The sequence below is a fragment of the Brachybacterium sp. AOP3-A1-3 genome (assembly GCF_052378285.1).
Lineage (GTDB): Bacteria > Actinomycetota > Actinomycetes > Actinomycetales > Dermabacteraceae > Brachybacterium.
Genome location: NZ_JBQSXM010000015.1, coordinates 38,937 through 57,800 on the forward strand (window position 1 = coordinate 38,937; position 18,864 = coordinate 57,800).

General features: G+C 69.6%; 14 protein-coding genes and 1 riboswitch. Of the genes, 13 read left to right on the forward strand and 1 reads right to left on the reverse strand.

What is annotated here, in order from left to right; genetic code table 11:
* Positions 1 to 164 precede the first annotated feature (164 nt).
* The 11 genes from dnaA to ACT3T5_RS15700 all read left to right on the forward strand — a co-directional run bounded on the left by dnaA (position 165) and on the right by ACT3T5_RS15700 (position 15,780).
* Positions 165 to 1,862 (forward strand): chromosomal replication initiator protein DnaA, encoded by a 1,698-nt coding sequence (gene dnaA, locus ACT3T5_RS15650; RefSeq protein ID WP_444579425.1) that lies wholly within the window; start codon positions 165 to 167, stop codon positions 1,860 to 1,862.
* Positions 1,863 to 2,490: 628 nt separating this feature from the next.
* A complete protein-coding gene (dnaN, locus tag ACT3T5_RS15655) occupies positions 2,491 to 3,615 on the forward strand; it encodes a DNA polymerase III subunit beta (RefSeq protein ID WP_444579426.1) in 1,125 nt (374 codons plus the stop codon).
* A gap of 19 nt (positions 3,616 to 3,634) precedes the next feature.
* The gene (recF, locus tag ACT3T5_RS15660; protein ID WP_444579427.1) at positions 3,635 to 4,888 is read left to right on the forward strand and encodes a DNA replication/repair protein RecF; all 1,254 of its coding nucleotides are present in this window, start codon (positions 3,635 to 3,637) and stop codon (positions 4,886 to 4,888) included.
* A complete protein-coding gene (locus tag ACT3T5_RS15665) occupies positions 4,888 to 5,742 on the forward strand; it encodes a DUF721 domain-containing protein (RefSeq protein ID WP_444594841.1) in 855 nt (284 codons plus the stop codon). Before recF ends, ACT3T5_RS15665 begins: the two co-directional genes overlap by 1 nt.
* A gap of 100 nt (positions 5,743 to 5,842) precedes the next feature.
* Positions 5,843 to 5,972: riboswitch (FMN riboswitch) on the forward strand.
* Between the two features lie 126 nt (positions 5,973 to 6,098).
* The gene (ribD, locus tag ACT3T5_RS15670; protein ID WP_444594842.1) at positions 6,099 to 7,163 is read left to right on the forward strand and encodes a bifunctional diaminohydroxyphosphoribosylaminopyrimidine deaminase/5-amino-6-(5-phosphoribosylamino)uracil reductase RibD; all 1,065 of its coding nucleotides are present in this window, start codon (positions 6,099 to 6,101) and stop codon (positions 7,161 to 7,163) included.
* A gap of 15 nt (positions 7,164 to 7,178) precedes the next feature.
* On the forward strand, positions 7,179 to 7,826 hold the full coding sequence (locus tag ACT3T5_RS15675) for a riboflavin synthase (protein WP_444579430.1): 648 nt from the start codon (positions 7,179 to 7,181) through the stop codon (positions 7,824 to 7,826).
* Complete coding sequence (gene ribB / locus ACT3T5_RS15680; RefSeq protein WP_444594843.1) at positions 7,826 to 9,127, forward strand: 3,4-dihydroxy-2-butanone-4-phosphate synthase; 1,302 nt, start codon at positions 7,826 to 7,828, stop codon at positions 9,125 to 9,127. The genes ACT3T5_RS15675 and ribB overlap by 1 nt, the downstream gene beginning before the upstream one ends.
* Positions 9,124 to 9,612, forward strand: a complete 489-nt coding sequence (gene ribH / locus ACT3T5_RS15685) for a 6,7-dimethyl-8-ribityllumazine synthase (protein WP_444594844.1) — start codon at positions 9,124 to 9,126, stop codon at positions 9,610 to 9,612. Before ribB ends, ribH begins: the two co-directional genes overlap by 4 nt.
* A 531-nt stretch (positions 9,613 to 10,143) precedes the next feature.
* On the forward strand, positions 10,144 to 12,291 hold the full coding sequence (gyrB, locus tag ACT3T5_RS15690) for a DNA topoisomerase (ATP-hydrolyzing) subunit B (RefSeq protein WP_444594855.1): 2,148 nt from the start codon (positions 10,144 to 10,146) through the stop codon (positions 12,289 to 12,291).
* A gap of 87 nt (positions 12,292 to 12,378) precedes the next feature.
* Positions 12,379 to 15,204, forward strand: a complete 2,826-nt coding sequence (gene gyrA, locus ACT3T5_RS15695) for a DNA gyrase subunit A (RefSeq protein WP_444594845.1) — start codon at positions 12,379 to 12,381, stop codon at positions 15,202 to 15,204.
* Between the two features lie 3 nt (positions 15,205 to 15,207).
* Positions 15,208 to 15,780 carry a DUF3566 domain-containing protein gene (locus ACT3T5_RS15700; RefSeq protein WP_444594846.1) on the forward strand — a complete coding sequence of 191 codons (573 nt, stop codon included), beginning with the start codon at positions 15,208 to 15,210 and terminating at the stop codon, positions 15,778 to 15,780.
* Positions 15,781 to 15,930: 150 nt separating this feature from the next.
* Here the strand turns inward: ACT3T5_RS15700 and ACT3T5_RS15705 are convergent, their stop codons facing one another.
* The gene (locus ACT3T5_RS15705; protein ID WP_444594847.1) at positions 15,931 to 16,410 is read right to left on the reverse strand and encodes an aminoacyl-tRNA deacylase; all 480 of its coding nucleotides are present in this window, start codon (positions 16,408 to 16,410) and stop codon (positions 15,931 to 15,933) included.
* Between the two features lie 174 nt (positions 16,411 to 16,584).
* Between ACT3T5_RS15705 and ACT3T5_RS15710 the strand changes: the two genes are divergently transcribed.
* Both ACT3T5_RS15710 and ACT3T5_RS15715 read left to right on the forward strand, forming a co-directional pair.
* On the forward strand, positions 16,585 to 17,376 hold the full coding sequence (locus ACT3T5_RS15710; RefSeq protein WP_444594848.1) for a hypothetical protein: 792 nt from the start codon (positions 16,585 to 16,587) through the stop codon (positions 17,374 to 17,376).
* A 91-nt stretch (positions 17,377 to 17,467) separates the two neighbouring features.
* Complete coding sequence (locus tag ACT3T5_RS15715; RefSeq protein WP_444594849.1) at positions 17,468 to 18,844, forward strand: cryptochrome/photolyase family protein; 1,377 nt, start codon at positions 17,468 to 17,470, stop codon at positions 18,842 to 18,844.
* Positions 18,845 to 18,864 lie beyond the last annotated feature (20 nt).

Here is an 18,864-nt window from a genome sequence, read left to right on the forward strand (position 1 = left end):
ACGACGAGGCCCGGCCGGAAGGGCGGGGGACGCGAAGGGTGGGGAGGCGAAGGACGAGGGAGACGGACGCCTCACAGAGAGTTGTCCACAGCGTTGATCCACAATACAGCCGCTATTGTGGAAAACTATCCGGACCGCCTCTCGTCCCCCTACGGAGAAACCTGATGTCTGACGCGAATGTCGCCGCGATCTGGGAGCGCACCCTGCAGACCCTGCGCCGTGACGACACCGTGTCCCAGCGCGTGATCGCCCTGCTGACGCTGTCCCGCCTGATGGCCGTCGTCGCAGACACTGCCCTGGTCGCAGCCCCTTCCACCTCGGCGAAGGAGCTCTTCGAGCACCGCATCGCCGGCGCCCTGTCCGCGGCGCTGAGCGAGGCCACCGGGCGCGAGATGCGCTTCGCCGTGACGGTCGACGAGACGCTGTTCGACGACGGCGATGAGGATCCGACCCCCAGCAGCGCCGTGACCTCGGCGTCCGACGCCAGCAGTACACATCTTGTGGACAGAGATGTGGACACTCCCACCCAGGAGATCCACAACGCGCCCTTCCGCCGTGACGAGGGGTCGGTGCTGCCCTCGAGCGACCAGCCAGGGCAGGCCGCGATGCCCCTCAGCGGCTCCACCGCCAGCGCGGCGCACTTCGCGACCGAGGACCGCTTCTCCCTCGGCGGTGCCTACACCGGCACCGCGGCGGACGATCCCAGCGCCTACGCGGGATTCTCGGCGCTGTCCGGCTCGTCGGCCCCCTCGCCGGCACTGGCCCCGCGCCGACCGGCCCGCACCGGGCAGTCCACCCTCGGCGAGGACTCCCGGCTCAACGCCAAGTACACCTTCGACACCTTCGTGATCGGCTCCTCGAACCGCTTCGCGCAGGCAGCGGCGTCGGCCGTGGCGGAAACCCCGGCCAAGGCCTACAACCCGCTGTTCATCTACGGCGGCTCGGGCCTGGGCAAGACCCACCTCCTGCACGCGGTCGGTCACTACGCCCAGAGCCTCTACCCCGATGTCGTGGTGCGCTACGTGAACTCCGAGGAGTTCACCAACGACTTCATCAACTCCGTGCAGTCCGGTCAGTTCGGCAAGGCGCAGGAGTTCCAGCGCCGGTACCGCGACATCGACATCCTGCTCATCGACGACATCCAGTTCCTGCAGCGTGCGCCGGAGACGATGGAAGCCTTCTTCCACACGTTCAACACGCTGTACAACACCGACAAGCAGATCGTCATCACCTCCGACCTGCCCCCGAAGGAGCTGGGCGGCTTCGAGAACCGCATGCGGTCACGCTTCGAGATGGGCCTGATGACGGACGTGCAGCCGCCGGACCTCGAGACCCGGATCGCCATCCTGCGCAAGAAGGTCGCCCAGGAGGACACCGGCGAGGTGCCCCATGACGTGCTCGAGTACATCGCCTCGCACATCGCCACCAACATCCGTGAGCTCGAGGGGGCTCTGATCCGCGTGCAGGCGCTGCACTCCCTCTCGCGCCAGCCCATGGACGTGACCCTCGCCGAGAGCGTTCTGAAGGATCTGCTCTCGCACGACGACGGCACCCAGATCACCGCCTCGACGATCATCGTGCAGACCGCCACCTACTTCGGCCTGTCCGTCGAGGAGATCGTGGGCACCGGGCGTTCGCGCCGGCTCGTCTCAGCGCGACAGATCGGCATGTACCTGTGCCGAGAGCTCACCGACATGCCTCTGATCCGCATCGGCGAGGAGTTCGGTGGTCGCGACCACACCACCGTGATGCACGCGAACAAGAAGATCAGCGAGCTCATGAAGGAACGACGAGCGATCTTCAACCAGGTCACGGAGCTCACAGCCCGGATCAAGAGCAACAACTCCGCTCCCCGGAAGTAGCGGTTCGCGGCCGCCGCGTCCGGCACGGAGGGTCGTGGTGGGTCCGGAGAGCGGGATCCGGTGCGGCCGTGACGGCTCGGGAACGGGCTGTCGTCACCCTGAGAAGAACACGGCAGGTCAGAGCGTAGTTCTCCCCAAATGTGGATAACTCTGTGGACAATGTGGAATGACAAGCATCCACGCACGAGCCGATGTGCATCGAGGAATGACAAGAACTGCTCGACACCGGGGGCACGTGCACACTCCACCCACGAGGACCACACGTCGATCAACGATCCATCCACGTGAGCCTCGTACGTGGTGACCTGCGCCGATCGCAGTTATCCACTGTATTAACAGCCGTGAAGAAGAGGACTGTAGTTCTGTGCTCGACGGGGATGTGGAGGGGCGGGACGTCGACGAGGGCGGCGAGATCGTGTGATTCCTGGGTGCTGGGGAGCGTTCGGGAGCTGGGGACGAGGATGGTGGGGATCCCGGATCGGCGTCGGACCCGCGCGAAGGAGCTGGTGCGCGAGGACGGGAAGTCAAGGATCAACCCCGGTGTGTCGGCGAGAGGCCGCCAGAACCGATACGCTGTGCTCCGTCCGTGCCTGTTCTGGCTTTCGACCACTGCGAAGGAGTGGCAACGGTGAAGTTCCACCTCGATCGCGGCGTCCTCGGCGACGCCGTCTCCTGGGCCACCCGAACCCTCCCCGTGCGACCGGCGATGCCGATCCTGCAAGGCGTGCGGATCGTTGCTGAAGCCGGAGGTGAACTGCAGCTGTCGACCTTCGACTACGAGGTCAGCGCGCAGATCCGGCTCGACGCGGAGATCGAGCAGCCCGGTGAGGTTCTCGTCCAGGGGCGCATGCTCTCCGACATCGTCCGGGCTCTGCCCAACAAGGACGTCTCCATCGCCCTCGAAGGGACGAAGCTGCAGGTCCGCTGCGGATCGGCCCGCTTCGCCCTGGCGACGCTCCCGGTCGAGGAGTACCCCCAGCTGCCGAGCATGCCCCCGGTCGCCGGTTCCGTCGCGGCCGACGTCTTCGCCGAGGCGATCAGCCAGGTCACCGTTGCCGCCTCCAAGGACGACACGCTTCCGCTGCTGACCGGCGTGAAGGTCGAGATCTCCGGCGAGACCATGACGCTCATGGCGACGGATCGCTACCGTCTGGCACTGCGCGAGCTCACCTGGAACCCGGCGACGCCCGGCACCGAGCAGACTGCTCTGGTGCGAGGTCGCACCCTGCACGAGGTCGCCCGGTCCCTGTCCACCGGAGGCAGCGTCGAGATCGCCCTGGCCGAGGACTCCTCCGCGAACCTCATCGGTTTCGAGGCCGGTGGCCGCCGCACCACATCGACCCTGGTCGACGGGGAGTACCCGCCCGTGCGTCGGCTGTTCCCCGAGACCACCGCGATCACCGCCGTGGTCTCCACCGGAGCCCTCATCGACGCCGTCAAGCGCGTCTCCCTCGTGGCCGAGCGCAACACCCCCGTGCGCCTGTCCTTCACCGAGGGCCAGGTCGCGCTCGAGGCCGGCGCCGGAGACGACGCCCAGGCCAGCGAGGTGCTCGAAGCCCATCTCGAGGGCGAGGACCTCGTGGTCGGATTCAACTCGGGTTTCCTGCTCGACGGGCTCGGCGCTCTGGGTGCCGAGTTCGCACGGCTGACCTTCACCGACTCGATCAAGCCGTCCGTGATGAGTGGCCAGGACTCCCTCGAAGGGACCCCGGACACGTCGTACAAGTACCTGATCATGCCGATGCGGATCTGAGCGAGGGAGTGGTCCCTCCATGCAGCTGACCGCTCTCGACCTCACCGACTTCCGCTCGTACGAGCAGCTCAGCCTGCCCGTACGACCGGGGATCACCGTGCTCGTGGGCCAGAACGGGCAGGGCAAGACCAACATCGTCGAGGCCGTCTGGTATCTCGCCACCCTGTCCAGCCATCGTGTTCCCCACGACGCCGCACTCGTGCGTCGCGGCGAATCGACCGCGATCATCCGGGCGAGCTTCCTGCGGGCCGGCCGCCCTGTGCAGGTCGACCTCGAGGTCACCCCGGGCAAGGCCAACCGGGCACGGCTTCAGGGGCAGAACGTGTCCCGGCTCCGTGATCTGCTCGGCGAGGTGAGGGCAGTGCTCTTCGCTCCCGAGGACCTGGGCCTGGTCAAGGCGGATCCCGAAGGCCGTCGACGCTTCCTCGACGAGCTCCTGTTCGAGATCGCCCCCCGCTTCGCCTCGGTCAAGGCCGACTACGACCGCGTCCTCAAGCAGCGCAGCAATCTGCTCAAGCAGATGCGGTCCATGCGGCGCGGCGGCAGCGGACGCAGCGTCGGCGGGCTGGACCCTGCGGATTCTGCGAGCTCGACCCTCGAGGTGTGGGATCAGCAGCTGGCCCGATTCGGGGCCGAGCTCCTGCGCGCCCGCCTGCACCTGGTGAACCGTCTGCGGCCTCATCTGGGCTACTCCTACCTGCGGGTCTCCTCCGACGAGGGCGCCGAGCAGGCTCTGGATCTGCCTCCCGACCAGCGCGGGAATCTCTCCTCGCCGGCTGACGTCAGCTATCGTTCGACCGTTCTCGACGAGCTCGGCACGATCACCGGTGAGCTCCCGAGCACCCGGGAGATCCACGACGCGATGCTCACCATGCTCTCGACCCGGCACGACGAGGAGATCGACCGCGGCGTCAGCCTCACCGGCCCCCACCGTGACGACCTCGAGATCCGACTGCACGACTTCCCGGCCAAGGGCTACGCCAGCCACGGCGAATCCTGGTCCCTGGCCCTCGCCCTCCGCCTGGCCTCCTACGACCTGCTGCGCCTCGAGGAAGGCGATCTCGGCGACGGCGAACCGATCCTGATCCTCGACGACGTGTTCAGCGAGCTCGACGTGCACCGCCGCGAACGCCTCGGCCGGATCATCACCGATGCCTCCCAGGTGCTCGTGACGACAGCCAACGACACCGACATCCCCGACTCCCTCGACGGGGAGATGCATGTGGTCGACGTGAGCCTGGGATCCGCCGTGCCCCGCGAGGGCGGTCTGTGATGACGCCGCCCCGGGCGGGGAAGGGCTCCAGCGGGTCCGACGGCGGGAGCCCCGTGCGGCAGCGACTGGCGAACCCCTATGACCTCTCGACCTGGAGGACGCCTCCGCACGATCCCGATCCCCAGGTCGGGACCGGAGCTGCGCGCGAGGAGCCGACGGTTCGCCAGGAGCCGACTGCGCGTGAGGAGCTGCCCCGGGGCGCCGATTCCGGGAGGGGTCACGCCGGCGCTGCGTCCCGGCCGTCCACGGTGACCGGCCGTCGACCGGCTTCGACCGATCTCCGCGGGGAGGCGGACGACCCCGGCGAGGCCTACGATCCGCCCGAGCTGCCGACCCCTCCGGACCCCTTCGAACTGGCACGGCGCACCGTGAACCGCTCCCGAGCGGCCGCCCGGGATCGCGGCCTGTTCCCGATCTCGGCGAAGACCCAGGCTCGTGACGTGAGGGACCGTTCGGGCAGCTCACCAGGCTATTCGGGGTCCCGGCCGGACCCCCGGGATCCCCAGGGAATCGAGTCCGTGCTGCGCAAGGTGCTCGGCAACCTCGGGTGGAACGCCGGGATGAACGCCGGTCGGGTGCTGGAGGAGTGGGACGACATCGTCGGGGAGAAGGTCAGCGCGCACTGCCGCCCCGTCTCCCTTGAGGACGGGGTGCTCGTGATCAGCGCGTCCTCCTCCGCCTGGGCCTCGCAGCTGCGGATGCTCACCCCCCGCCTGATCACTACCATCGAGGAGCATGTCGGCTCTCACGTCGTCGCCGAACTGCGGGTGACCGGACCGGCCGCTGCCGAACGGACCTGGAAGAAGGGGCGACGCACCGTCACCTGGCGCGGCCCGCGCGACACCTACGGCTGAACCCCACGACCTCGGCTGGTGAGGTCGAGTTCATCCGCCGACGCGAGCCTCGGCGCCTGACCGCTCTCCTGCTACCGTGGAGGACGACGAGCTGAAGAGCTCGCGTGCACTGGGGTCGGTGAAATTCCGAGCCGGCGGTGATAGTCCGCGACCCGATGGCCTCTGGCCCTCGGTTGACCAGGTGGAACTCCCGGACCGACGGTCAGAGTCCGGATGGGAAGCGCACGCGAACGACGTCCTCGAGCGGTCTCTCGCCGCGCACCCCTGGTGCGCCGCGACCGAGCACCCCGTGGGGCGGCGTTCCCGTACCCCTTCCCCTCCACCGGGACCGCGAGCAGCGGACCGGAGGAGAGACCGTGCTGAACCCTGCCGAGCGCAGCGCGCTGCATCGCGCGCTGGAGATCGCGGCGCACCCCGCCGTCGCCTACGGACCGAACCCACGGGTGGGCTGCGTGCTGCTGGATCGCGAGGGCACGGTCCTCGCCGAGGGATACCACCGCGGCGCCGGCACGCCCCACGCCGAGGCCGACGCCCTGAACCACGCCCGGACCCGCGCCCTGGCCGGCACTGCCCCCAGGCTCCACGGAGCGACCGCCGTCGTCACCCTCGAACCGTGCACGCACACCGGCCGCACCGGCCCCTGTGCCCAGGCACTCATCGACGCAGGCGTGGGCCGCGTGGTGGTCGCCCGTCGCGACCCCAACCCGGTGGCTGCCGGCGGGGTCCAGCTGCTGCGCGAGGCCGGTCTCGAGGTCGATCTCGACATCCCCGCAGACCTCGCCGCAGCAGCCGGCGCGCTCAACCGCGGCTGGGAGCACGGACTGCACCACGCACGGCCCCTGGTCACCATGAAGCTCGCCCTCACCCTCGACGGGAGAGCCGCGACGGCCGACGGCACCAGCCGGTGGATCACCGGGGAGGCCGCCCGCCAGGAGGTCCATGACCTGCGCACCACCTGCGACAGCGTCCTGATCGGGACCGGCACCGCTCGCGCCGACTCGCCGAGCCTCACCGCGCGCAGCTCCGATGGCTCTCTGCGCCCTCGCCAGCCGGTCCGGGCGGTCATGGGCACCGGCGTCTTCCCGCCGCTGCCCACCCCGGACGGCGCCGGCGAGGCGATCGCCCTGCGCACCCGGGACCCGTCGGCCGCCCTGGAGGACCTCTTCGCACGCGGCCTGCGCCATGTGCTGCTCGAGGGCGGCCCCTCGCTGGCCGCGGCGTTCCTGCACTACGGACTCGTGGACGAGCTGATCGTCCATCTCGCACCCACCCTGCTCGGTGCCGGCCGCTCCGCGACCGGTGACCTCGGCATCTCCACCCTCGCCGACCGCCTCGACCTCGACCTCGTCGACTCCACTCCTCTGACCTCATCGGATGGCCGTACCGACCTCCGCCTCACCCTGCGGCCCCGCGCCGCCTGACCCGGAAGGACCACCATGTTCACCGGCATCATCGAAGAGCTCGGCACCGTCGAGACCATCGAACGGACCGACTCCTCGGCCCGTCTGCGACTCCGCTCCCCCTACGTCCTGGACGGCATCTCCCTGGGCGACTCGATCGCCGTCAACGGCTGCTGCCTCACCGTCACGGACGTCGAGGGCGAGCTGTGGAGCGCCGACGTCATCTCCACCACGCTCGCCGCCACGAACCTCGGCGACCTGCAGGTCGGGGACGGCATCAACCTCGAACGCTGCGTGCGGGCCGACGGCCGCCTGGACGGACACATCGTCCAGGGCCACGTCGACGGCGTCGGCGAGATCGTGAGCCGCGAGCAGGACGGGGGCACGACGCTGCTGCGCATCTCTCTGCCGGGTGCCGATGCGGACGACCCGCAGGGCATCGCGCGCTACGTCGTGGCGAAGGGCTCCCTGGCCGTGGACGGCATCAGCCTGACCGTGGCCGCGATCGACGCGGACGAGGTGACCATCGGACTGATCCCGGAGACGCTCGCGCGCACGACGCTGGGCACGAAGGGAGTCGGTGACCGGGTGAACCTCGAGGTCGACGTGCTCGCCAAGTACGTCGAGAAGCTGCTCGGCGCGCGCGCCGTCCCGACCGCGACCCCTGCGACGGAGGCCCGCTGATGACCATCTCGACGACCGCGCCGACGACCACGCTGCGACTGGACCCCATCGAGGAGGCGATCGCCGCGATCGCCGCCGGCCGACCCGTGGTGGTCGTCGACGACGAGGACCGCGAGAACGAGGGCGATCTGATCCTCGCCGCCTCCGCCGCCACCCCGGAGCTGCTCGCCTTCGCGGTGCGCTACTCCAGCGGGCTGCTCTGCGCCCCGATGACCGCTGCCCGCGCCGATGCGCTCGAGCTGCCGCTCATGGTGGAGCACAGCACCGACCCCCTGCGCACCGCGTACACGATCAGCGTCGATGCGAGCCAGGGCGTGACCACCGGAATCAGCGCCGCGGATCGCGCACGCACCCTGCAGGTGCTCGGCACGGAGGGTGCCACCCCCGGCGACCTCATCCGTCCCGGGCACGTGCTGCCGCTGCGCGCCCGGGACGGGGGCGTGCTCGAACGGCGCGGGCACACCGAAGCCGCCGTCGACCTCGCCCGGCTCGCCGGCAGGACCGAGGTGGGCATGATCGTCGAGCTCATCCATGACGACGGCACCATGATGCGCGGCCCCGCCCTGCGGGACTTCGCCGACGAGCACGAGCTGGTGATGGTCTCCATCGAGGCCCTGGCCGAGCATCGCCGCGCGGCCGAGGCATCGGACCTCGAGGTCACCGAAGAGATCACCCTGCCCACACCGCACGGCACCTTCCGGGCGTTCGGCGTGCGGGAAGGAACCGCCGAGCACCTGGTCCTCGCCCGCGGCGACCTCACCACGGCCGATCCCGTGCTCACCCGGATCCACTCGGAGTGCGTGACCGGGGACGTCTTCGGCTCCCTGCGCTGCGACTGCGGACCGCAGCTCGAGGAGTCCCTGGCACGGATCGATGACGCCGGCCGCGGGCTGCTGATCCTGCTGCGCGGCCACGAGGGGCGCGGCATCGGCCTGCTGGCGAAGCTGCGCGCCTATGCCCTCCAGGAGCAGGGCCGGGACACCGTCGACGCCAACCTCGACCTGGGGCTGCCCGTCGACGACCGCTCCTTCGCGATCGTGCCGGCGATCCTGGACCGCCTCGACGTCGGCGCGATCACCCTGCTCACCCACAACCCCACCAAGGCCGACGCCCTGCGCGCCGGCGGGATCGAGGTCGCCGGGATCGTGCCGCTGAGCACGCACGTCACCCCCGAGAACCTCGCCTACCTCACCACCAAGCGGGACCGGCTGGGCCATTCCCTCGCCGGCCTGCCCGCGACCTCCCCGAGCAGCTCCCTGAACATCACCCTGAACACCTCACCGAACGGAGATCCCGCATGAGCGGACATGGAAGCCCCACGATCGACCTCTCCTCCCACGCCGACGGGCCCGCCCTGCGGATCGCCATCGTGGCCTCCTCCTGGCACGAGCAGGTCATGGACGGTCTCATCGCCGGCGCCCTGCGGGCCTGTGCGGAGGCCGGGATCGCCGAGCCCCTGCTGGTGCGCGCCCCGGGATCCTTCGAACTGCCGGTGATCGCGGACCGCCTCGCCCGGACCCACGACGCCGTGGTGGCGCTCGGCGTGGTCATCCGCGGAGGCACCCCCCACTTCGAGTACGTGTGCGCGGCGGCCACGGACGGACTGTCCCGGGTAACTCTCGACCACGGCACCCCGATCGGGTTCGGGCTTCTGACCTGCGATGATGATGAGCAGGCGCTCGATCGGGCCGGGCTCGACGGCTCCCGTGAGGACAAGGGCCACGAAGCGGCGTCCGCGGCGATCGCGACCTCGCGCGTGCTCTCCGGGCTCCCGACCGGCGACTGATCGGCGACTGATCGGCGACTGATCCGCAGCGCAGCCCTCTCCCGTCGGGCCGTGGCCCGGCACATCGCACCGGACCGGCGGGAGAGGGATCCGGGGGTGATCCGCGAGCAGGAGCCGGACCCGCGCAGGGGCCGCTTTGCCGCGATATCACCCGGGGAGGCGTATGGGACCCCGTCCCGAGGCCCGCGAGAGCCGTCCAGAGGCCGTCCCGGCCCGTGTGGTGGTGGATCTGGGTCGTGTTGTCCACAGAAACGGCGAGGTTAATAGGTTCAGCACGCGATCTCCGCTAGAATATGAGGAGTTCGGCCGACGTCCTCCGACGTCCTCGTGGACTTCGATCCCGTCGGCCCGATCGCTGTGGCCTACAGAGGTGCCCCGCGCGTGCGCGCGCGAGGCCGTCTCCGTGGGCCGCCTGCGTGCCGGGCCGGGGACTCGTCCTCGGGATCGGCTGCACACCCTCGGCGCTCTTCCTGGACCGAGGGTTCCCAGGACTGCGAGGAGCCACATCAGGTGAGCGACAGCGACCGCCCCATGCCCGACCCGGACGCGCCCCAGGGCGCCCCGGACCCGTCGCCCGACACGGCCGAGAACGCCGCCGCGACCGAGGCGGCCGAGACCGTCGAGGCGACGGACGCCGCCGTCGTGGGATCCGCCGGTGAGCGCGCAGCCCATGCCCCGGAGCACTACGACGCCTCGGACATCACGGTCCTCGAAGGCCTCGAAGCGGTCCGCAAGCGCCCCGGCATGTACATCGGATCCACCGGTGAGCGCGGCCTGCACCACATGGTCCAGGAGATCGTCGACAACTGCGTGGACGAGGCGATGGCCGGTCATGGCGACACCATCGAGGTGACGCTGCAGGCCGACGGCGGGGTGAAGGTCGTCGACCACGCCCGTGGCATCCCGGTCGCGATGCACCCCACCGAGGGCAAGCCCGCCGTCGAGCTCGTGCTCACCGTGCTCCACGCCGGCGGCAAGTTCGGCGGTGGCGGCTACGCCGTCTCCGGCGGCCTGCACGGCGTGGGCTCCTCCGTCGTCAACGCCCTGTCCATCCGGATGGAGGTCGAGATCCGCCGCGACGGCCACGTGTGGCGCCAGTGGTACAGCCGCGGCGTCCCGCAGGTCGAGCTCGAGAAGGGCGAGGAGACCGACGAGACCGGTACGAGCATCACGTTCTGGGCCGACGACGAGATCTTCGACGAGACCGAGTACGACTTCGAGACCCTGCGCAAGCGGTTCCAGCAGATGGCGTTCCTCAACAAGGGCCTGCGCATCACGCTGACCGACGAGCGCATCTCGGAGACGACGGGCGAGGACGACGACGATCTGATCGACGTCGAGCTCGAGGCGGAGGGGACCTCGACGGACAAGGGCCCCCGCACCATCTCGTACCTGTACGAGCGCGGCCTGCAGGACTTCGTCGAGTTCATCAACACGACCAAGCGGGCCGAGGTGATCCACCCCGACATCATCTCCTTCGAGTCCGAGGACACCGACGTGCAGATCTCCGTCGAGGTCGCCATGCAATGGACCGGGGCGTACTCGGAGTCGGTGCACACCTACGCGAACACGATCAACACCCATGAGGGCGGCACCCACGAGGAGGGCTTCCGTTCCTCGCTGACCTCGATCGTGAACCGTTACGGACGCGCTCAGGGCCTGCTCAAGGAGAAGGACGCGAACCTCACCGGCGAGGACATCCGTGAGGGCCTCACGGCGGTCATCTCGGTGAAGCTCGGCGAACCGCAGTTCGAGGGCCAGACCAAGACGAAGCTGGGCAACACCGTCGCCCGCACCTTCATGGTCAAGGTGATGACCGATCAGCTGCAGGACTGGTTCGTCTCCCACCCGATGGAGGCCAAGTCCATCGTCATGAAGGGCCAGGCGGCGGCCGCGGCCCGCGAGGCGGCCCGCAAGGCCCGCGACGCGACGCGTCGGAAGTCCCCGCTGGAGACCGGCGGCATGCCCGGCAAGCTGCGCGACTGCTCCTCGCGCAACCCTGCCGAGTCCGAGATCTTCATCGTCGAGGGCGACTCCGCCGGTGGGTCCGCCGTGCAGGGCCGCGATCCCCGCACCCAGGCCATCCTGCCCATCCGCGGCAAGATCCTGAACGTGGAGAAGGCGCGCCTGGACCGGGCCCTGGACAACCAGGAGGTCCGCTCGCTGATCACGGCCTTCGGCACCGGCATCGGGGACGACTTCGACGCGACCAAGCTGCGCTATCACAAGATCGTGCTGATGGCCGATGCCGACGTCGACGGCCAGCACATCTGCACCCTGCTGCTGACGCTGCTGTTCCGCTACATGCGTCCGCTCATCGAGCTCGGCCACGTGTTCATCGCGATGCCGCCGCTGTTCCGCCTGAAGTGGACCAACGCCCCGCACGAGTACGTGTTCAGCGATGTGGAGCGCGACGAGCGCCTCGAGGCCGGCCGCGCCGCCGGTCGCCGTATCCCGCGGGACAACGGGATCCAGCGCTACAAGGGTCTGGGCGAGATGGACTGGAAGGAGCTCCAGGCCACCACGATGGACACCAACACGCGCACGCTGAAGCAGGTCACGGTCGATGAGGCCGCCGACGCCGACACCATCTTCTCCGTCCTGATGGGCGATGACGTCGAGTCCCGGCGCCGGTTCATCCAGGAGAACGCCAAGGACGTCCGCTTCCTCGACATCTGATCTCGGCACCCGGAGCGGCGCGGGGCGAGAGCCCGCGCCCCTGGGAGCGCCACGACCATCGGCCCCACCTGAAAGGCCTTCCGCCTCATGAGCGACACCCCGCAGGACCCCACGAACCCCGACGAGAACCCCGAGCTGCCTGCGGGGATGGCCGGTCAGGCCACCCCCGAGGGCGCCCATGAGGTCTCCACCTCCGAGGCGACCGACCGCACCGTCACCCTCGTCGACCCGCTCGACGAGCACGAGATCGACCGCATCACCCAGGTCGACCTCAACCAGGAGATGCAGCGCTCCTACCTCGACTACGCGATGAGCGTGATCGTCTCGCGCGCGCTGCCCGACGTGCGCGACGGCCTCAAGCCCGTGCACCGTCGGATCGTCTACGCGATGTACGACGGCGGCTACCGCCCCGACCGCTCCTTCTCGAAGTGCGCGAAGGTCGTCGGCGAGGTCATGGGCAACTACCACCCCCACGGCGACAGCGCGATCTACGACGCCATGGTGCGCCTCGTGCAGCCCTGGGCGATGCGCTACCCGCTGATCCTGGGCCAGGGGAACTTCGGCTCCCCGGGCGACGACGGCGCGGCCGCTCCGCGATACACCGAGTGCAAGATGGCCCCCCTGGCCCTCGAGCTCGTGCGCGACATCGACCAGGAGACGGTCGATATGCAGGGCAACTACGACAACACCGTCGACGAGCCCGTCGTGCTGCCCGCCCGTTTCCCGAACCTGCTGGTCAACGGCTCCTCCGGCATCGCCGTGGGCATGGCGACGAACATCCCGCCGCACAACCTGCGCGAGGTCGCCGACGCCGTCCAGTGGCTGCTGAAGAACCACGAGGCCACGAAGCCCGAGCTGCTGGACGCATGCCTGCGCTACATCAAGGGTCCCGACTTCCCCAGCGGCGCGACCATCGCCGGCACCAAGGGCATCGAAGAGGCGTACCGTACCGGTCGCGGCTCCATCTCCCAGCGTGCCGTGGTCTCCACCGAGGAGATCAACGGGCGCATGTCCCTCGTGGTCACCGAGCTGCCGTACCAGGTCAACCCGGACAACCTCGCGCGCAAGATCGCCGAGATGGTCAAGCTCGGGAAGATCCAGGGCATCGCCGACATCACCGACGAGACCTCCGGCCGCACCGGCCAGCGCCTGGTCATCACGCTCAAGCGCGACGCCGTCGCGAAGGTCGTGCTGAACAACCTCTTCAAGCACACCCAGCTGCAGGAGAACTTCTCCGCGAACATGCTGGCGCTCGCGAACGGGGTGCCGCGCACCCTGTCGATCGACTCCTTCGTGCGCGAGTGGACCAAGCACCAGATCGACGTCATCGTGCGTCGTACCCGGTACCGCCTGCGCAAGGCCGAGGAGCAGATCCACATCTACCGCGGCTACCTCAAGGCGCTCGACGCGCTCGACGAGGTCATCGCCCTGATCCGTCGTTCCCCGGACGCCGATGAGGCGCGCGTGGGGCTGATGAACATGCTCGAGATCGACGAGATCCAGGCCAATGCGATCCTCGCCATGCAGCTGCGCCGTCTGGCCGCCCTGGAGCGTCAGAAGATCACCGATGAGCACAACCGCCTGCAGGCCCTCATCGAGGAGTACACCGCGATCCTGGCCTCGCCGGAGCGCCAGCGCGAGATCGTCTCCGAGGAGCTGCAGGAGATCGTCGACAAGTACGGCGACGACCGCCGCACCGAGATCCTGCCCTTCGACGGCGACATGTCCATGGAGGACCTGATCCCCGAGGAGGACGTGGTCGTCACCATCACCCGCGGCGGCTACGTAAAGCGCACCCGCGAGGACCAGTACCGCGCCCAGAAGCGCGGCGGCAAGGGAGTGCGCGGCGCCTCGCTGCGCGCGGACGACGTCGTCGAGCACTTCTTCACCACCACGACGCACCGCTGGCTGCTGTTCTTCACCAACCAGGGCCGCGTCTATCGCGCCAAAGGCTACGAGCTGCCTGAGGCGGCGCGCGACGCCAAGGGCCAGCACGTCGCGAACCTGATGGCGTTCCAGCCGGAGGAGAGCATCGCCTCCGTGCTCGCGATCGACACCTACGAGGACACCCAGTACCTGGTGCTCGCGACGGCCTCCGGCCTGGTGAAGAAGACGGCCCTGACGGCCTTCGACTCCAACCGCAGCGGCGGCATCATCGCGATCAACCTGCGCGACATCGACGGGATCGACGGCACGCAGCCGGACCGCGTGATCGCGGCCCGTGCGGTCAACGCCGACGACCACCTGATCCTGGTCTCCCGCAACGGCCAGTCCGTGCGGTTCCCGGCGGCCGACGACGTGCTGCGGCCGACGGGCCGTGCGACCAGCGGTGTCACGGGCATGAAGTTCCGTCACGATGACGAGCTGCTGGCGATGGATGTGCTGCGCCCCGATCAGTTCGTGATGACCGTGACCGATGGCGGCTACGCCAAGCGCACGAGTCTGGACGAGTACCGCGTGCAGGGTCGTGGCGGCCTGGGTATCCGGGTCGCGAAGCTCCCTGACGACCGCGGTCACCTGGTGGGCGCCGCCGCCGTCGACGAGTCCGACGAGCTGCTCGTGGTGATGGAGAAGGGCCGTGTGGTCCGCTCGCGCGTCGCCGAGGTGCCGCCCAAGGGTCGCACCACGATGGGCGTCGTCTTCGCCAAGCCCGACAAGGGCGATCGGATCCTGCTGGTCACGACCAGCCCCGAATCCGAGATCGACGAGGAGGAGATCGAGGGCGCCGAGGCGCCCGTTCTCGCCGACGCCGAGGGTGATGGCGTGGGTGAGGCCGTGGATGCCGCGGATGGGGATGCTGTGGAGATCTCGTCCGATGGAGAGTCGGAGCAGGACCAGGCCCCGTCCGATGATCTAGGCTCTGACGAGTCCGAGAAGTCGCCGGCCGGCGACGACGACCAGATCGAGGAGTGATCCGTGAGCACGAGTGACTCGAGGTCCGCGAGCGGCACCACGACGTCTCCGGAGGCGACCACCAAGCTCCCGGCCTTCCAGGACGGCGCTGAGGGCGGCGCGAAGACCACCTCGGAGCAGTCGATCGGTTCCGGCAAGGGGACCGCGTCCAAGGGCGCCAGCCGCAGCCCGAAGAAGACGACGACCTCGGCGGCCGCGCCGGAGAACGACAAGCGCGGCCCCCGCCGCGTGCGCCTCACGCTGGCGCGGCTGGACCCGTTCTCGGTGATGAAGCTGTCCTTCCTGGTGGCGATCGCGCTCGGTATCGCGACCGTCGTGGCCGTGATCCTGACCTGGAACCTCGTCGACGCGATCGGCCTGTGGGACAAGGTCGACCAGCTGGGACGCGACCTCAACGGCGGCAGCCCGCTGCCCTTCATGGAGTTCTTCCAGTTCTCCAAGATGGTCAGCTACGGCACGATCGTCGCTGTGGTGAACGTCGTGATCATCACCGCGCTCGGCACCCTGCTGGCCTTCCTCTACAACCTGGTGGCGGCGCTGCTGGGCGGATTGAAGCTGACCTTCACCGACGAGTGATCCCGTGCGCCGACCAGGCGCACCACCTCGCCGGGCACCGGGCGGGCACCCTCACCAGGTGCCCGCCCGTTCTGCGTCCTGGGCGCGTATTTTCCTCTCCGGGCCGGGCCGGTCCGGGGCGGATGGTGGCCTCCTGGCGAGGAGTCGAGGTCAGGTGGTCTGCAGGTCGGTGACGTCGGCGATCTGGGCGTGCAGGCGGGAGAGGGCTGCTTCGGCGTTGACGGTCGCGGCGACGCCGTGGGCACCGGAGCCCAGGGAGATCCGTCGCTCGGGGTCACCGCTGAGGTCGAGGTCGGCGACGACGGGCCAGGCGGTGGTGGAGCCGAAGGGGGTGATGGTGCCGCGCTCGTACCCGGTGGCCTGCTGCGCGACGTCCTTGTCCGGCATGGACAGGCGGTTCACGCCGAGGAAGGAGCGCAGCTTGGGCCAGGAGATCTCCCGATCGCCCGGGACCAGCACGAAGAGGTACTGGCCCTCGGCGCGTCGCACCACGAGGGTCTTGATGATGTCCCGCGGCTCGACGCCCCGGGCGGCGGCCGCCTCCGCGAGGGAGCCGACCCTCCCGTGACGGGTGATCTCGTACTCCAGCCCGGAGGCCGTCAGGGCATCGACCGCTCGCTGTTCGCTCATGCCCCCACCCTAGAGACCGCCCGCGCATCCAGTGCGACCCAGGCGCTGTTCTCAGGCCGTCAGCACAACGCCTTGGTCGCACTCGGGCGAGGGCGTCGCACTCGGGCGAGGGGCGAGCGTGCAACAGACCACGGGATCCTCGGGATGAGCGCGTCATCTCGCTAGGGTCGGAGGATGTCCTCCTCGACGACCTCCGCCCCCACGCTCCCCGACGCCCCGGAGGACTATCCCTGGACCGGCCCCGCCGTGCGCTCGGCGCTCCTGCTGGGCAGCGGGATCGTGGATCTGGACCCGGAAGGAGCCGACTACGCCCCGACCGAGGCATCGACCGGGGCCCGGGACTGTGCTCTCGTGGACGTCGCCGCGATCGATCAGGCCCTCGCCGCCGAGGGTGCCGCGCCGCTCGCCGAACGCACCCTGGTGGTGGCCGTCGGCTCGAACCAGACTCCGGAGACGATCGCTCGCAAGTACGCCCGCTCCGGCCGTGACCTGCAGATCGCCACCCCGTTCGTGCGCTGCACGGTGCACGGTCTGGCCGTCGGGCACTGCGCCCACACGTCCGCGCGCGGGTACATCCCCGCCGCCCCGTACCGGGCCGACGGCGAGCGGATGGAGCTCGTGGCCACGTGGTTCGACGACGCCCAGCTCGCGGTGGTCGACGAGACCGAACCGAACTACGAGCGGGTGCGTCTGGACGCCTCGCGGTTCCCGCTCACCCTCGCCACCGGCGAGACCCCCGCCCGCTACGACGTGTACGCCTCCAGCTGGGGAGTCGTCGCCCACGAGCGGGCCATCCCGCTGCGCCACCGTCAGCAGGAGATGTTCGACGAGCTGGTAGCGCTCACCGGGGCCGAGCTGCTGATCGGGAACGCCGCCGAGGTGTGCGCCCGCCTGGCTGCGGCGCCGGACGCGCTGAACGCCCTGGTCCGAGAGCACGGCCTGGTGGCCGAGGACGGGCTTCGCTGAGGACGGGCTCTCCGGGGGACCGTGGTGCCCTCGTGCGAATATATGTAGCTAAGCTATATAGATCAGTCACTCGTGCGAGGGAAGGGCCAGCATGACGACGTCGATCTGGTGGGTGCGGGACGATCTGCGGATCCACGACAACCCGGCCCTGCGGGCCGCGGCGGCCGACGGCGAGGTGGTGGCCGTGCACGTGGACGAGCAGCTCGCCGGGGTGCGTCCACCCGGCGCCGCCTCGCTGTGGTGGCTTCACCATTCGCTGACCGAGCTCGGAGCTCGGCTGCGCGAGCACGGGGTGCCGCTGGTCCTGCTCAGCGGCGACCCAGAGCAGCTCATCCCCCAGCTCGTGGAGGAGACTGCGGCCCAGGCCGTGGTCTGGACCCGTCGCTATCACGAGCCCCGTCGCGCGGTGGATGCCCGCCTGAAGGCGAGCCTGCGCGAGAGCGGACTGAGGGCCGAGAGCGTCGACGGCTATCTGCTCCACGAGCCGTGGACGATCTCCACGCAGTCGGGAGACCCCTACAAGGTCTATTCACCCTTCGCACGGGCCTGCCGCGAGACCGCAGAGCCCCGCCTCCCCGAGGGGCCGCCGCCGCGGCTGCGTGGACCTGAACTCACCGGACCTCGGAACAGCAACCACTGGCTCGACGAGGTCGAGTTCGCCCGGGGACTGGATGGCCGCGGATGGCTCCCGACGGCGCCGGACTGGGCCGGTGGGCTGCGGGAGGCCTGGACCCCGGGGGAGACGGGTGCCCGGGCACGCCTGGATGCCCTCGAGAACGTGCTCGACCAGTATGCGGAGGATCGGGATCGTCCCGGCGTCGACGGGACGTCGGGACTGTCCCCGCACCTGCGCTACGGGGAGGTGTCCCCGCACGAGGTCTGGCACCGCAGCCTGACGTCGGGCCGCGCGACGGGCCCGGAGACGTTCCGCTCGGAGCTGCTGTGGCGGGAGTTCGCGTGGCACCGCCTCTACCACCTGCCCGATCTCGCGACTCGCAACGTGCGACCCCGGTTCGACGCCTTCGACTGGCGTGACGACGAGGAGGGCCTTCGCGCCTGGCAGCAGGGCAGCACAGGCATCGACCTGGTCGATGCCGGGATGCGGGAGCTCTGGGTGACCGGGTGGATGCACAACCGGGTGCGCCTGGTCGTCGCGTCGTTCCTCACCAAGAACCTGCGCGTGCACTGGCGTCGCGGGGAGGAGTGGTTCTGGGACACCCTGGTCGATGCCGACGAGGCCTCCAACCCGTTCAACTGGCAGTGGGTGGCCGGCACGGGCGATGACGCCGCCCCGTACTTCCGGGTGTTCAACCCCGATCGGCAGCAGAGCCGGTTCGACGGCGAGGGCCGCTATGTGCGTCGGTGGGTTCCCGAGATCGGGACCGACGACCGAGCAGCACCCGTTGTCGATCTGCGCGCTTCCCGAGAGGAGGCCCTGGCGGCCCACGACGCGATCACGGCTCCCTGACCGCGCGCCGACCGTTCCTC

Coding starts and splice junctions, on each gene's coding strand:
- gyrB (WP_444594855.1), top strand. CDS start 10,144: ATGCCCGACCCGGACGCGCCCCAGGGCGCCCCGGACCCGTCGCCCGAC.
- gyrA (WP_444594845.1), top strand. CDS start 12,379: ATGAGCGACACCCCGCAGGACCCCACGAACCCCGACGAGAACCCCGAG.
- ACT3T5_RS15665 (WP_444594841.1), top strand. CDS start 4,888: ATGACGCCGCCCCGGGCGGGGAAGGGCTCCAGCGGGTCCGACGGCGGG.
- ACT3T5_RS15715 (WP_444594849.1), top strand. CDS start 17,468: ATGACGACGTCGATCTGGTGGGTGCGGGACGATCTGCGGATCCACGAC.
- recF (WP_444579427.1), top strand. CDS start 3,635: ATGCAGCTGACCGCTCTCGACCTCACCGACTTCCGCTCGTACGAGCAG.
- ACT3T5_RS15710 (WP_444594848.1), top strand. CDS start 16,585: ATGTCCTCCTCGACGACCTCCGCCCCCACGCTCCCCGACGCCCCGGAG.
- dnaA (WP_444579425.1), top strand. CDS start 165: ATGTCTGACGCGAATGTCGCCGCGATCTGGGAGCGCACCCTGCAGACC.
- ribH (WP_444594844.1), top strand. CDS start 9,124: ATGAGCGGACATGGAAGCCCCACGATCGACCTCTCCTCCCACGCCGAC.
- ACT3T5_RS15675 (WP_444579430.1), top strand. CDS start 7,179: ATGTTCACCGGCATCATCGAAGAGCTCGGCACCGTCGAGACCATCGAA.
- ACT3T5_RS15705 (WP_444594847.1), bottom strand. CDS start 16,410: ATGAGCGAACAGCGAGCGGTCGATGCCCTGACGGCCTCCGGGCTGGAG.
- ribB (WP_444594843.1), top strand. CDS start 7,826: ATGACCATCTCGACGACCGCGCCGACGACCACGCTGCGACTGGACCCC.